13 protein-coding genes are annotated in these 12918 nt (G+C 65.4%); 11 read left to right on the top strand and 2 right to left on the bottom strand.

Annotated features, from left to right (window positions below; all coding sequences use genetic code 11):
* Position 1: 1 nt before the first annotated feature.
* The 7 genes from modB to AC1DX2_RS23455 all read left to right on the top strand — a co-directional run bounded on the left by modB (position 2) and on the right by AC1DX2_RS23455 (position 5219).
* Positions 2 to 667 carry a molybdate ABC transporter permease subunit gene (gene modB, locus AC1DX2_RS23485; RefSeq protein ID WP_477198850.1) on the top strand — a complete coding sequence of 222 codons (666 nt, stop codon included), beginning with the start codon at positions 2 to 4 and terminating at the stop codon, positions 665 to 667.
* 13 nt (positions 668 to 680) lie between these two features.
* Positions 681 to 1424, top strand: coding sequence for an ATP-binding cassette domain-containing protein (locus AC1DX2_RS23480; protein WP_477198849.1), 744 nt, complete (start codon positions 681 to 683; stop codon positions 1422 to 1424).
* Positions 1421 to 1849, top strand: coding sequence for a TOBE domain-containing protein (locus tag AC1DX2_RS23475; protein ID WP_477198848.1), 429 nt, complete (start codon positions 1421 to 1423; stop codon positions 1847 to 1849). The genes AC1DX2_RS23480 and AC1DX2_RS23475 overlap by 4 nt, the downstream gene beginning before the upstream one ends.
* Before the next feature lie 128 nt (positions 1850 to 1977).
* The gene (locus AC1DX2_RS23470; protein WP_477199044.1) at positions 1978 to 2757 is read left to right on the top strand and encodes an ABC transporter substrate-binding protein; all 780 of its coding nucleotides are present in this window, start codon (positions 1978 to 1980) and stop codon (positions 2755 to 2757) included.
* A 22-nt stretch (positions 2758 to 2779) separates the two neighbouring features.
* Positions 2780 to 3565: a substrate-binding periplasmic protein gene (locus tag AC1DX2_RS23465; RefSeq protein WP_477198847.1), complete on the top strand. Its 786-nt coding sequence runs from the start codon at positions 2780 to 2782 to the stop codon at positions 3563 to 3565.
* 156 nt (positions 3566 to 3721) lie between these two features.
* Positions 3722 to 4225, top strand: a complete 504-nt coding sequence (locus tag AC1DX2_RS23460; protein WP_477198846.1) for a hypothetical protein — start codon at positions 3722 to 3724, stop codon at positions 4223 to 4225.
* 271 nt (positions 4226 to 4496) lie between these two features.
* A complete protein-coding gene (locus AC1DX2_RS23455; RefSeq protein ID WP_477198845.1) occupies positions 4497 to 5219 on the top strand; it encodes a TetR/AcrR family transcriptional regulator in 723 nt (240 codons plus the stop codon).
* 42 nt (positions 5220 to 5261) lie between these two features.
* Here AC1DX2_RS23455 and AC1DX2_RS23450 read toward each other — a convergent pair whose 3' ends face one another.
* Entirely contained in the window at positions 5262 to 6212 is a 951-nt protein-coding gene (locus AC1DX2_RS23450) for a sterol desaturase family protein (RefSeq protein ID WP_477198844.1), read from the bottom strand.
* A 140-nt stretch (positions 6213 to 6352) separates the two neighbouring features.
* Between AC1DX2_RS23450 and AC1DX2_RS23445 the strand changes: the two genes are divergently transcribed.
* From AC1DX2_RS23445 to AC1DX2_RS23430, 4 genes are all read left to right on the top strand, one after another.
* On the top strand, positions 6353 to 7366 hold the full coding sequence (locus AC1DX2_RS23445; RefSeq protein WP_477198843.1) for a 2-dehydropantoate 2-reductase: 1014 nt from the start codon (positions 6353 to 6355) through the stop codon (positions 7364 to 7366).
* Positions 7367 to 7942: 576 nt separating this feature from the next.
* Positions 7943 to 9475: an acyl--CoA ligase gene (locus tag AC1DX2_RS23440; RefSeq protein ID WP_477198842.1), complete on the top strand. Its 1533-nt coding sequence runs from the start codon at positions 7943 to 7945 to the stop codon at positions 9473 to 9475.
* Between the two features lie 74 nt (positions 9476 to 9549).
* Positions 9550 to 10629: a hypothetical protein gene (locus tag AC1DX2_RS23435; protein ID WP_477198841.1), complete on the top strand. Its 1080-nt coding sequence runs from the start codon at positions 9550 to 9552 to the stop codon at positions 10627 to 10629.
* A gap of 204 nt (positions 10630 to 10833) precedes the next feature.
* Positions 10834 to 11604, top strand: coding sequence for a substrate-binding periplasmic protein (locus AC1DX2_RS23430; RefSeq protein ID WP_477198840.1), 771 nt, complete (start codon positions 10834 to 10836; stop codon positions 11602 to 11604).
* Between the two features lie 368 nt (positions 11605 to 11972).
* On the opposite strand, the gene AC1DX2_RS23425 is transcribed toward AC1DX2_RS23430, so the two are convergent.
* Positions 11973 to 12740, bottom strand: a complete 768-nt coding sequence (locus tag AC1DX2_RS23425) for a transporter substrate-binding domain-containing protein (protein ID WP_477198839.1) — start codon at positions 12738 to 12740, stop codon at positions 11973 to 11975.
* Positions 12741 to 12918 lie beyond the last annotated feature (178 nt).

The raw sequence follows: 12918 nt of genomic DNA, 5'->3' as shown, positions 1-12918 counted from the left end.
CATGGATGAAGCCACCTGGATCACGCTGGCGCTGACGCTGAAGGTGGCGGCCTGGGCCACGGCGCTGAACCTGTGCCTGGGCGTGGGCCTGGGCTGGCTGCTGGCGCACAAACAGTTCGTCGGCCGTGAGCTGCTGGACGCGGTGCTGACGCTGCCCATGGTGCTGCCGCCCACGGTGCTGGGCTACTACCTGCTGGTGCTGCTGGGCAAGCGCGGCTGGCTGGGCCACTGGCTGCAGGACAGCTTGGGCATCAACCTGATCTTCACCTGGCAGGGGGCGGTGATTGCCGCCACGGTGGTGGCGTTTCCGCTGCTGCTCAAATCGGCCCGCGCCGCCTTTGAGGGGGTGGACCCGCAGCTGGAGCGCGCCGCGCGCTCGCTGGGCTTGAGCGAGTGGGCGCTGTTTTTGCGCGTCAGCGTGCCGCTGGCGTGGCCGGGCATATTGGCTGGTGCGCTGCTGGTGTTCGTGCGCGCCATGGGTGAATTTGGCGCCACGCTGATGGTGGCGGGCAGCATCCCCGGGCGCACGCAAACCTTGTCCATCGCGGTGTATGAGGCGGTGCAGGCCGGGCAAGACTCGCTGGCCAATACGCTGGTGGTCATCATCTCGGTGGCGTGCACGCTGGTGCTGCTGGCGGCGGGCAAGCTGGGGCGCGTGCAGCGCTGATGGGCCGGGCACCATGAGCCATTTCGACGTCGACATCAACAAGCGCGTGGGCAGCCCGCGGCGCTATTTCAACCTGCGCGTGCGCTTTGCCACGCAGGGCCAGCGCACGGTCATCTACGGCCCGTCGGGCGCCGGCAAGAGCCTGCTGCTGCAAGCCCTGGCCGGGCTGCTGCGGCCGGACAGCGGCCGCATCAGCTTCGACGGCGAGCCGCTGTTTGACAGCACGGCCGGCACCGACGTGCCGGCACGCGCACGCCGCTTTGGCTATCTGTTTCAGGACTACGCGTTGTTCCCGCACCTGGACGTGCGGCAGAACGTGGCCTTTGGCCTGCATGACGGTTGGCGCAACCCCGGCAGCAAACTGCGCGTTGAGGCGGTGGAGCGCTGGCTGGCTGCCTTCGAGCTGCAAGAGGTGGCGCACCAGCACCCGGCCGACCTGTCGGGCGGCCAGCGCCAGCGCACCGCACTGGCTAGAGCCCTGGTGAACACGCCGCGCGCGCTGCTGCTAGACGAACCCTTTTCCGCGCTGGACCCCGCCCTGCGCCTGACGCTGCGCCGCGAGCTGGACCAGCTGCTCACAAGCCTGGACATCCCGGTGCTGATGATCACCCACGACCCCGACGACCTGCCATGGTTTGGCGCCCAGACGCTGCAGCTGCGCGATGGCGTGCTGGTGGAGCAGGGGCCTGGGCAACCGTTGACAGCGCGCGGGGCCCCGATAGCATTGGTGTCCGCACACACGAGGCCGTCGCCATGAAAACCAGCGCCAGAAACCAGTTCCTGGGCACCGTCACCTTGGTGCGCGAGGGTGCCATCAACGACGAGGTGGAGCTCACCACCGCTGGTGGCCAGCACATCGTGGCCACCGTCACACGCGAGAGCCGCAACGCGCTGAAGCTGGAGCCGGGCGCGCGTGCCTTTGCGCTGGTCAGGGCCTCGTCTGTGGTGCTGGTGACGCAGGACGAAAACGTGCGCCTGTCGGCGCGCAACCAGCTGCGCGGCAAGGTGACCAGCATCGCGCCGGGCGCCGGCAACGTTGAAGTGGTGCTGGAGCTGCCCGGCGGCGCCAGTGTGGCGGCCGTCATCACGCAGCACGGCATGCATGCGCTGGGGTTGGCGCCGGGCGACCCGGCCACGGCGCTGTTCAAGGCTTCCAGCGTGATTCTGGGTGTGGTGGTGTAAACACCACCGTATAAGCACCATCTCTTGGTGGGGCCCAAACCGTTTAGGATGCGAGCCTGAACACATCAGGAGGCATTTTCGTGTCCGTCATCACCCACCACTTCACCGCAGCGGCGCGCCGCGCATTCCTGGCACTGGCTTGCGTGGCCAGCGTGGCGGCGCAGGCGCAGCCGTCCATCGTGGTGGCGTCCACCACGTCCACCGAGCAGTCGGGCCTGTTTGCCCATTTGCTGCCGGCCTTCACCCAGGCCAGCGGCGTGCAGGTGAAGGTGGTGGCGGTGGGCACCGGCCAGGCGCTGGACATGGGCCGACGGGGCGACGCCGACGTGCTGTTTGTGCACGACACGGCGGCGGAGGAAAAAATCGTCGCCGAGGGCTTTGCCGTCAAGCGCTTTGCAGTGATGTACAACGACTTCGTGCTGGTCGGCCCGGCCGCCGACCCGGCCAAGGTGCGTGGCAAGGACATCGTGGAGGCGCTGAAGAAACTGGTCGCCACCAACGCCACCTTCATCTCGCGCGGCGACAAGAGCGGCACGCACGCGGCTGAGCTGCGCTACTGGAAGGCCGCTGGCGCCGAGGCCAGCAAAGGCAGCGGCTACAAGGAATGCGGCTGCGGCATGGGCCCGGCGCTGAACATTGCCGCCGGCTCCGGCGCCTATGCGCTGACCGACCGTGGCACCTGGCTGAGCTTCAAGAACCGGGGCGACCTGCAGGTGCTGGTGGAGGGCGACACGCGCCTGTTCAACCAGTATGGCGTGATGCTGGTCAACCCGGCCAAGCATCCGCATGTGAAGGTGGCCGAGGGTCAGAAGTTTGTCGACTGGGTGGTGTCGCCAGCCGGCCAGGCGGTGATCGCCAGCTACAAGATTGGCGGCGAGCAATTGTTCTTCCCCAACGCCGGGCGCTAGTGGCTGCACGCGCACTGTGACGTTGCGACGCCGTTCCCTGCTGAGCGCCGCGGCGGCTTTGCCGCTGGGTGGCGCGCTGGCGACTGGTCTGGCCAGCCAGGCGCCGGGCAAGGCCGCGCCGCTGCGCCTGGCGTATTTCGAGACCTACAGCCCGTTCAGCTTTCGCGAAGGCGGCACGCTCAAGGGCGTGCTGGTGGACGTGCTGGAAGAAATCTTGGCGCGCCAGCTGGGCGTGACCGTGCGGCACAGTGGTTACCCCTGGGTGCGCGCGCAGGCGATGGTGCAGAACGGCGACGCCGATGGTTTCTGCACCACCGTCACGCCGGCACGGCTGGCCTTTGTGGAGCCGGCCCATGAGCCGGTGCTGGTGCAGCACAGGCGCATGTTCGCCCGCGCCGACAACCCGCTGCTGCCGCAACTGCAGCAGGTGCACAACCTGCAGGAGCTGCGCCAGCTCAATCCCCGCATCGTCACCTACGTGGGCAATGGCTGGGGCAGCATCAACTTCGCTGGCTTCCGCGTCGAGACCGGGCACGACTACATCAGCGCGCTGCGCATGCTGGTGGCCCGGCGGGCGGACGTGATGATCGACTACGCGCAGTCCATGCAGTACAGCCTGCGGCGCGTGGCTGGCGGCGACGCGGTGGTGATGCTGCCCGCGCCGATGGCGCAGACGTCCTTTCAGCTGATGCTGAACAAGCGCTCGCCGCACGTGGGTCTGCTGCCCGCTTTTGACAAGGCGCTGGCGCAGTTCAAGAAGGGGCCCGGTTACGCGGCCATCTTCTCGCGCTACGGCGTGTCGCTGTAAGCTTGCGCGGCCCGTTGCGGCCGTGTCCTTGACCGAACAATTGCTGGCAGTTTGTCGCTTTCAGTTACAGGCGCTTCGCAGTACTACATGGTAGAACCACAGGGCTGGCGCACAGTGGTGCCCAGCGTCTTGTGTGTCATGTTCATGGAGCCCCTCATGTACCCTGAGGAAAGCAGCCAATCCGCCGCGCCCGCCGTGGCGGCGTCCGTCATTCCCATTCCCGAGCTGGTGGGGGAGGTCTACGAATCCGCACCACCTGCCGTGCGCCGGCGCATGCTGGCCCAGCTGGTGACCCAGGTGTATGAGGCGGCACCCCTGGCGCTGCGCGGGCGCCTGCTGGAGCAGATGCTGCGCCCGCTGGGCGTGTTGTCGCTGGTGGCGGTGGCCAATGGCATCTTTGCCAATATCCGCTTTCGCGCCGGCTGGCCCGAGGCCCAGGTGCGGATGGAAGACGCGCAAAACGTGCGCGCCGACGATGTGATGGCCCTGGCAGACCATGTGCAGCAGGTCAGCATGGAGGCCTTGTACAGCCTGGCGCGCACCATCAGCGCCTCGCCGGTGCTGACCGGCTCGGCTGCCGCTGCGGTGCTGGTCACGCTGCTGCTGCAGCGCGCGCGCCAGCGCCGCGCGGATGACGCCAGCGGCCCCGACGCCGGTTGAACCCATTGCGGGCCAGCGCCCACCTGGCGCTCTCCCGGCGATCACCTGGTTTTGCACCGGGCGCCCGCCGGGCTTTTGCCGCTGTGGCCCCCTGCCTGCCCTCATGCCCGCTGTCTTGGCGCTTGCCCACTGTTGGGCCGACGCGCCAAGATGTGTACTAGTACCGCTTATAAAAGTATTAGTATAAATAAAATAGTTGATGAAATTATTGAATTTATGTTTTCTGTAAGCATAATAGTTACAAAATAAACGTACTGTACGCGTAATTCATATGCCTACTCAAACAGCAAATCCTGTTGTCAAACCCAAGGCCACGCGCCGCCGCTCTGCGGCCAGCCAGGCCGAATTCCGCCAGCAACTGCTGGCGCGCGCCAAGGACATCTACCGCACCCAGGGCTACGCCGCGCTGACCGTGCGCGCCATGACCCAGGCCATGGGCATGTCGCCGATGGCCTTTTATTCGTATTTCCCCAGCAAGCAGGCGCTGGTGGGCCACATCTGGGTGGACATCTTCCGTGAGCTGCTGGACCAGTTGCTCGCCGCCGGGCGCGACTCCGGCTCGCCGCGCGAGACGCTGCGCGCGCACGTGGTCGCCTTCATCGACTACTGGGACGAGCACCAGGACCACTACCGCATGGTCTACGGCACCGATGGCCGTGGCCCGGACACCGAGCAGCCCGACATCGCCGCCGACCCGGTGTACGCCAAGGTGATCGACCTGTTCCGCGAGCGCGTGGTGGCCTGCGCCATCACCGGCTCGGTGCCCGAGGTGGACGCCCGGCGCATCACCGGCCTGGTGATGGTCAAGCTGCTGGGTTACCTGCATGCGCTGCTGGGCGTGCCCGGCGGCGCCATGGTGGCCGACCCGGAATTCCGCCAGCTGCTGGTGTTTGACGTGGTGAAAGCCGGCGAGCGCGCCGTGTTTGACGCCGTGCGCCGCGCCGAGAAGGCGGAGGCTGCCATTGCGGCTGGCCCGACCTTGGCAGCAGCTTGACTCGGCGCTGAACCTGAACGCCGCTTGGCGGCAGCTCTGAATTTATCGGCCGCTTGACGCAGCCGGCGAGGGCAGGGCGCTGGCCTCGGCAGCCTGCCCGGGCTTGGCCTGGCCGGAAGCCGCGCGCAGGGCCTCGGTGGTCAGGCCCTGGCCATCGGGCCGCCAGCCCGGCGGCATGAACAAGTGGCCCAGCACGGCGCGCAGGCTGCGCGCGGCCAGCAGGTCGCGGCCCAGCTTGCCCCATTCGGTGAACTCCACCCGCACGATGTTGTAGCTGGTCAGCGGCTGCACCCAGCCGTAGCGGCAGGGCACATCGGCACGCTCGGCCACATAGGTGCCAAACAGGCGGTCAAACACCACCAGCACGCCGCCGTAGTTGGCGTCCAGGTATTCCAGGTTGGCGGCGTGGTGCACGCGGTGGGCGGAAGGGGTGTTGAACACGTATTCCATCCAGCCAAGCCGGGGGATCCAGGTGGTGTGTATCCAGAACTGGTACAGCAGGTTCAGCGTCAGCGTGGCGGCCACCACGCGCGGTGAAAAGCCCAGCCAGATCATGGGCAAAAAGAACGCGGTGACACCGGTCAGCTTGCCCAACATGCCGATGCGGTAGGCGGCGGCCAGGTTCAACTCATTGGGCGAGTGGTGCACCGCGTGGTTGCACCAGAACCAACGCACCCGGTGCGCCGCCCGGTGGTACCAGTAGTAGCAAAACTCTTGCAGCACAAACAGCAGCAGCACAGCCTGCCAGCTGTCCAGCTCTATCGTGGTGTAGCGGTGCTGCCAGGCCAGCGTGACCAGCGGCGCCACGATGGACAGCGGCAGCAGGATGGTCACCGTGGTGCGCAGGAACAGGTCGCCGATGGACACCGCCATGGACTTCCAGTCGTAGGCCTGGCGGCGCGACAGCACCCAGGCCTCCAGCACGGAGAGCAGCAGCACGCCGGGCAGGGCCACGAACAGCAGGAATTTTTCGAGCGGGTAAAACGTGTACATGGGCGCAACAGAGGGGCTGGGCGAATTGTGACAGGGCCCATGGGGTTTGGCACGCCGCTTTACCTGCCGGGGGCGGCCAGCGTCTAACATGCGGGTTTGCGCAACAGCGGACCTGCCGCAACAAGGCAGGCCCCCACACCATGAAAATCTGCGTAGTCGGCGCCGGCGCCATTGGCGGCATGCTGGCCGTGAAGCTGGCCGCCACCGGACACACCGTGACGGTGATCCTGCGCGGCGCCAACCTGGCCGCCGTGCAGGCCAACGGCATGCTGCTGATCGAGGAGAACGGCACCGAGGTGCTGGCGCAGGTGCGCGCCACCGACCGCATCGCCGAGGCGGGGTTGCAAGACGTGGTCATCCTGGCGCTGAAGGCGCACCAGCTGGCGGCCGTGGCGGCCGAGCTGCCGGCGCTGCTGGCGCCGCACACCCGCGTGGTGACGATGCAAAACGGCATCCCCTGGTGGTATTTCCACAAACTGCCGGGCGAGGCCGGCAAGGCTTACCAAGGCATGGCGCTGAAAGCGGTGGACCCGGACGGCAGCATTGCGCAGCACATCCCGATCGACAGCGTGATCGGCAGCGTGGTGTACCCGGCCAGTGAGGTGGTGCGCCCGGGCGTGATCCAGGTCATCGAGGGCAACCGCTTCTCGCTGGGCGAGCTGGACGGCAGCGACACCGAGAGCCTGCGCACGGTGGCCGATGCCTTTAAGGCTGCCGGCTTCAAGGCGCCGATTGCGCGCGACATACGCTCCGAGATCTGGCTGAAGGTGTGGGGCAACCTGAGCTTCAACCCCATCAGCGCGCTGACGCATGCCACGCTGGAAGACATCTGCACCTATGCCCCCACGCGCGACCTGGCCGCCAACATGATGCGCGAGGCCCAGGCCGTGGGTGAGCAGCTGGGCGTGCAGTTCAAGGTCAGCCTGGAAAAACGCATCGATGGCGCCCAGGCCGTGGGCCAGCACAAGACCAGCATGCTGCAAGACGTGGAGGCCGGCCGCCCGCTGGAGCTGCAGGCGCTGGTGGCCTCGGTGATGGAGCTGGGGCGCATCACCCACATCCCCACGCCCACCATTGACGCCGTGCATGCGCTGGCCAGTTTGCTGGCGCGCACGCTGGAGCAACAGCACGGGAAGTTGCGCATCGCTGGCTGAGGGCGCTTCGCTAAACGTGTCCGGTTGGCAGGCACGCCGGGCGTCCGCATTGGTTCTCCGGGGAGCCGCGCGGTGTGAGGCCCTTCTCACACCAGCTTGGCTGGCCTCAACACTGCTTCTGGTTGGGGTGACTGCTCGTGGGCACGAATGTCCCCTACGCCCCAATGCAGCCACCCAGCGCGCCGCGTGTCGTGCGTGGTGACGCGCCCAACAGCCGAACGGCCGACAGCCGCTTCGCCACGCGAACCGCAGAGGCCATCGCGCGAAAGCCCTCGCCCCTCAACCCCGACACGCGGCGTGCCGGGTTGACGTATCCGGGTTGCCGGTGGCATGCGACGCATGCTACAGAGTCACGCGCTCAAACCACGGCGGTCGCGCCAACTGCATGGTGCGCCACACACACCATCTGCGCGCGGTCCGCCGGCAGTCCGGATACGGCTGCCCGGCGCGCCTGCCAACCGGCCACGAACGGCGAAGCGTCCCAGAAGTACGCCTGCCAACGGGCCACGACCAGGCGAAGCACGCCAAGCAACGCGGTACCATCAGCGGCGAGCAGTCAACTCATTGGGTTTCCATATGGCCACCACCTTCACCACCCTGCACGAAATGATCGCCGCGCACGCGCGGCAAACGCCCGACGCCACCGCCATCACCGGCCCCAGCGCCGTGCCGCTGAGTTACCACGGGCTTGAGAAACTGGTGGAGCGCACCGTGGCGCGGCTCAACGCCTTGGGCATAGGCCGTGGCGACCGCGTGGCCCTGGTGCTGCCCAACTGCCCTGAGATGGCCACTGCCTTCGTGGCCGTGGCCAGTGGTGCCACCTGCGCGCCGCTGAACACCGCCTACCGCGCTGAAGAGTTCGAGTTCTACTTGAGCGACCTGAAGGCCTGCGCGTTGGTGGTGGCCGCCGGCAGCGAGTCGCCCGCGCGCGCCGTGGCCGAGCGACTGGGCGTGGCGGTGCTGGAGTTGACGGCACAGCCCGAACTGGGCGCCGGCACGTTCACGCTCCACGGTCCGGCGGTGGCTGAGGCGCCCAGCCGGGGCGGGCCGGCGCAGACGGATGACGTGGCGCTGATCCTGCACACATCCGGCACCACTTCGCGGCCCAAGATCGTGCCGCTGACGCACACCAACGTGTGCGCGTCCGCACGCAACATCAGCAACACGCTGCAACTGACGCCGGCCGACCGCGAGCTGCACCTGATGCCGCTGTTCCATATCCACGGGCTGATCGCCGGCGTGCTGGCGCCGCTGGCGGTGGGCAGCCAGATCTTCTGCACACCGGGCTTCAACGCGCTGAAGTTCTTTGGCTGGATGAAGGAATGCAAACCCACCTGGTACACGGCGGTGCCCACCATGCACCAGACCATCCTGGCGCGCGCCAGCGGCAACATGGACGTGATAGCGGCCAACCCGCTGCGCTTCCTGCGCAGCTCAAGCAGCAGCATGCCCACGCAGGTGATCGCGGAGCTGGAGCGTGTCTTCAAGGCGCCGCTGATCGAGTCCTACGGCATGACCGAGGCTGCGCACCAGATGGCCAGCAACCCGCTGCCCCCGGCCAAGCGCATCCCCGGCTCGGTGGGCATTGCCGGCGGGCCGGAGGTGGCCATCATGGACAACGACGGCAACCTGCTGCCCCCGGGAACGATAGGCGAGGTGGTGATACGCGGCGACAACGTCACGCTGGGCTATGAGAACAACCCCAAGGCCAATGCCGAGGGCTTCACCCACGGCTGGTTCCGCACCGGCGACCAGGGCAGCATGACCGAAGACGGCTACCTGACGCTGACGGGAAGGCTGAAGGAAATCATCAACCGTGGCGGCGAAAAGGTGTCGCCGCTGGAGGTGGACGAGGTGCTGATGGACCACCCCGCCGTGATGCAGGTGGTGACCTTCGCCATGCCGCACGACAAGCTGGGCGAAGAAGTGGCCGCCGCTGTGGTGTTGCGCGAGGGCCAGGCGTTGACGGAGAAAGAACTGCGTGAATTTGCCGCCAAGCACCTGGCGGACTTCAAGGTGCCGAAGAAGATCCTCTTCATGGCGGAGATACCCAAAGGCGCTACAGGCAAGTTGCAGCGGATTGGGTTGGCGGCGAAGCTGGGGTTGTAGGGGTGATTGTGGAGCACGCGGTGGACACTCCAGATTCGTATCGAGTGCAGTGGAGCGGGCTCGCGCAGAAACTATTGAGTGACTCAGCCCAGTCGAGGCTTTCCCCTATTCATTTCATTCCGGTTGCCTTGAATGTAGGCGTATCAATTGCCCGGCTTGACTATGTGACGACACCGTGGGGAGCACCATTAATACTTGGTCACAGAGGTTTCGATTCAGACGGTGCTGAGAGGTTAGTCATTTCTTACGAATGGCCTATCGCCTTATGGCCAGCGGCTCTTTCCATGACCAAAAATCAGAAGGAGGAGACTCACCTCCGCAGGTTTGTTAACGACTACTCGGTTGCAACCGGGAGTGGCGAGTTGTATGACAAAGTCACAGCCGGGGCAGATCCGCCAGATTTCTTATGTCAGAAGGATGATCGAACAGTAAGTGTCGAGTGCACCCAATTCGGTGTTGGGGAGAGAAGAAAGCCACTTGCTTTGCTTGAAGGCGTTCGTAGGAAAATCATGAGGGAGGAGATAGCCCTCTCAAACCTACGTGGATTCTTTATTTACATGGTTTTTGACTTTGGCCAGGGCGAGATAGAAACTGGAAGACCGCCGCACCCCAACGAAAAGCCGTCGATCGATTCACTGGTCGAGGCTTTAAAAGAATACAAACCAAAAAAGGAAATTTTGATGTTGCCTACCGGTGCGCTTCCTGAAGTCGCGCCGGACATCGATGCCCGTAAAACACCTCACGGCGCAATGTTTTATGCGGTGCCGTTTGTTAACGGTACTCCGGCCACGGATTTTTGTTCAAAGTATGGATTTGAGTTGGGGCTTGCATATACCTCGATACATGAAAAATCTGCTCTTCTGAAGGAGTTATCACAACGCATAGACGCCAAGGACAACGACGGCGTTGATCATCTTCTGGTGTCGGTTGGAGCGCCTGATGAGCGGGGAATTTGTTATCCCGCAGAAAGTCTGCTGGTTGACTTTGCCCTTGCGGATCAGAAGCTAGACCTCTCTCCCAAGCATCTAAAGGAGATATACCTTCACTTTTGGTCCACTGGCCTAATTTTCAGACTTTGGCCAAACCCCGAACGATTCACACCGGTGCATCATGGGGGATATCAATTGTCTTGGTACAGCTTTCAGCCTGTCTGATGAAAGTCATTTGCAGTTTTTCTCAGCGCCAGCGCCGCGCAGGCCCCAGTCCATTTGAGTGATGAACGAATGGGCCGGGCCGATGGCGCGGTCATTTAGCAGGGAGGGCTGCATGGTGTTTGGCCATTGCACTGGAACCGACAGCCCGTGAGCTCAATTGGCGTCGGGGCGGTGCGATACTGTTAGCCCTCCTTGGGTTTTCCGGTGTCGCATCCCTTCATCTCTCTCCTGTTTTGCCTGTTCTGGCTACTGCCCAGCACCGCGCACGCCTGCTCCAAGCCCCTGCGCGTGGGCATGATGACCTGGCCGCCTTACTTCTATGCCAACGACAAGGGCGAGGCGGTGGGGGCGGACATCGAGATCATCCAGGCGGTGTTCAAGGAGGCCAAGTGCTCCCTGCTGATCGACCCCGAGACGCCCAGCCAGCGCCGCAACGTGATGTTCACGGAAGGCAAGCTGGATATGCTGGTGGCCGGCACCGACACCGTGCAGCGCCGCGCCTATGCGTGGTTTTCCAAGGCCTACCGCAACGAGACCATCAGCCTGTTTGCGCTGCCCGGCCAGCCCGATGTGCTGCGCGACGTGGCCGGTTTCAAGACCATCCTGACGCGCCGCCTCACCGTGCTCAGCCCGGGCACCGGCTGGTTCGGCACCGAATATGACGAGTTCGCCAAGCCGCTGGAGCGCGCCGGCCTGCTGTCGCATTTCGACTCGTACGCGCAGGGCCTGACGATGCTGAAGGCCGGGCGCGGCGTGCTGATCATGGCCGACCGCGCCTCGATGCTGAGCGAGGCGGCGCGGCTGAACATGGTGTTGGTGGAGTTGCCGCGCCCGGTGTCGCGCACGCGGGTGCACATGATGTTCAACAAGCAGACGGTGGACCACGCCGATGTGCTGACTCTGGACGCGGCGGCCGAGCGACTGGAGGCGCGTGGTGTGCTGAAGCAGATTCGCAAGCGCTACGGCATGGAGTGACGCTGGCTGCGCCTTGGCGTGCGTCGATGCCACGGGGCGACAGGGTCTTTGGCTGCCGACGCCGCTGGTGCGCGTGGCTCCGCGAATGTCCCCCGGCCCTGCGGGCCTCTTCCTTGATTTCGCTACGCCACGCGCCCCAGCGACATCGGGTCACTTGGCATGCGCAACGCTTGAATGCAGAAACACCGGCCCGCCAACCACGCTGGCAGGATCGGGTCGATGCGGCATTCGGCGCAGCGGCATCAAGGAGGAGGCCCGAAGGGCCGGGGGACAGCCGCGGAGCCGAGTGCCGTGTCGGCCTGATCTCGCAATCCAGGTTTGAGCGCAGGCTGCTTCCGTCAGCGTCTGGCTTGTCAGGGGCGAGGTTTTCAGCCAGCAGCAGGCGCCACTGTCGCACCCTGGATGCCATGCCGCGCCAGCGCCTGGGCCACGAAGCCGCTGGCCTTGGCCCATTCGACGAAGCCCTTCAGGGCCTGCTGCACTGCTTCGCCGCGCTCGGCCGGCACACCCATGGCCTGTTCGATCACCATGAAGCGGCCGGGCAGCAGGCGCAGGCCGCCTATGCGGGCGGCGTCCGCCTGCAACTGCTGCTTGACACCGGCGGCCACATCGGCGCGCTCGGCCACAAAGGTGTCCACCACCTTGGGCGAGGTGGGCGCGCGCAGGATCTGCGCCGCCTTCAGCGCGCGGCTCAGGTGCAGGTCATAGGCGCTGCCCTGGCCCACCATCACGCGGGTGCCGGCGGTGTCCACCTGGGCGTTGTCGGTCAGTGCGGAGTCGTTGCGCACCAGGTAGGCGCCCTCGATCAGCACATAGGGCGCGGTGAAGCGTATGCCGTCACCCCGCAGTGGGTCGATGGCGAAAAAGCCGATGTCTGCGGCGCCAGACTTCACCGCCGCCACCGACAGCGCGGCGCCTTCCACCACGTTCAGCTCCAGCGCCAGGCCCAGCTGCTGGGCCAGCGCGCCAGCCAGGTCCACCGACACGCCCTTGACTTGGCCGCTGGCGGCGTCTTTGTTGGCCAGGATGGGGTTGCCCAGGTTAATGCAGGCGCGCAGCTTGCCTGTGGGGGCAAAGGCGCCGGCCAGGGCAGGAGACAGGGATGCGGAGCTGGGGGCGTTGGCGGCAGAGGACATGGGCTTGGCGGGGAGGTTGGCGCATGCGCTGACAGACAGCCATGCAGGGGCGGCGAGCCAGTGCAGCACATGGCGTCGGTGTACTTTGTACATGTACGGCACAAAAAAACAGTTGTAAAAAAACGATAGATTGGCTGGCTTTTACCCAATTCAGTTTATCCCAGCGGCATTCAGGTAT

Source organism: Hylemonella sp. P2_B10, from assembly GCF_056404875.1.
The sequence above is the reverse complement of the archived record's forward strand: the minus strand, read 5'-3'. Positions and strand labels throughout refer to the sequence as shown.

Excerpts from the sequence above, each read along its gene's own strand:
- modB (WP_477198850.1), top strand. The coding sequence starts at position 2 with ATGGATGAAGCCACCTGGATCACGCTGGCGCTGACGCTGAAGGTGGCG.
- AC1DX2_RS23480 (WP_477198849.1), top strand. The coding sequence starts at position 681 with ATGAGCCATTTCGACGTCGACATCAACAAGCGCGTGGGCAGCCCGCGG.
- AC1DX2_RS23475 (WP_477198848.1), top strand. The coding sequence starts at position 1,421 with ATGAAAACCAGCGCCAGAAACCAGTTCCTGGGCACCGTCACCTTGGTG.
- AC1DX2_RS23460 (WP_477198846.1), top strand. The coding sequence starts at position 3,722 with ATGTACCCTGAGGAAAGCAGCCAATCCGCCGCGCCCGCCGTGGCGGCG.
- AC1DX2_RS23455 (WP_477198845.1), top strand. The coding sequence starts at position 4,497 with ATGCCTACTCAAACAGCAAATCCTGTTGTCAAACCCAAGGCCACGCGC.
- AC1DX2_RS23450 (WP_477198844.1), bottom strand. The coding sequence starts at position 6,212 with ATGTACACGTTTTACCCGCTCGAAAAATTCCTGCTGTTCGTGGCCCTG.
- AC1DX2_RS23445 (WP_477198843.1), top strand. The coding sequence starts at position 6,353 with ATGAAAATCTGCGTAGTCGGCGCCGGCGCCATTGGCGGCATGCTGGCC.
- AC1DX2_RS23440 (WP_477198842.1), top strand. The coding sequence starts at position 7,943 with ATGGCCACCACCTTCACCACCCTGCACGAAATGATCGCCGCGCACGCG.
- AC1DX2_RS23425 (WP_477198839.1), bottom strand. The coding sequence starts at position 12,740 with ATGTCCTCTGCCGCCAACGCCCCCAGCTCCGCATCCCTGTCTCCTGCC.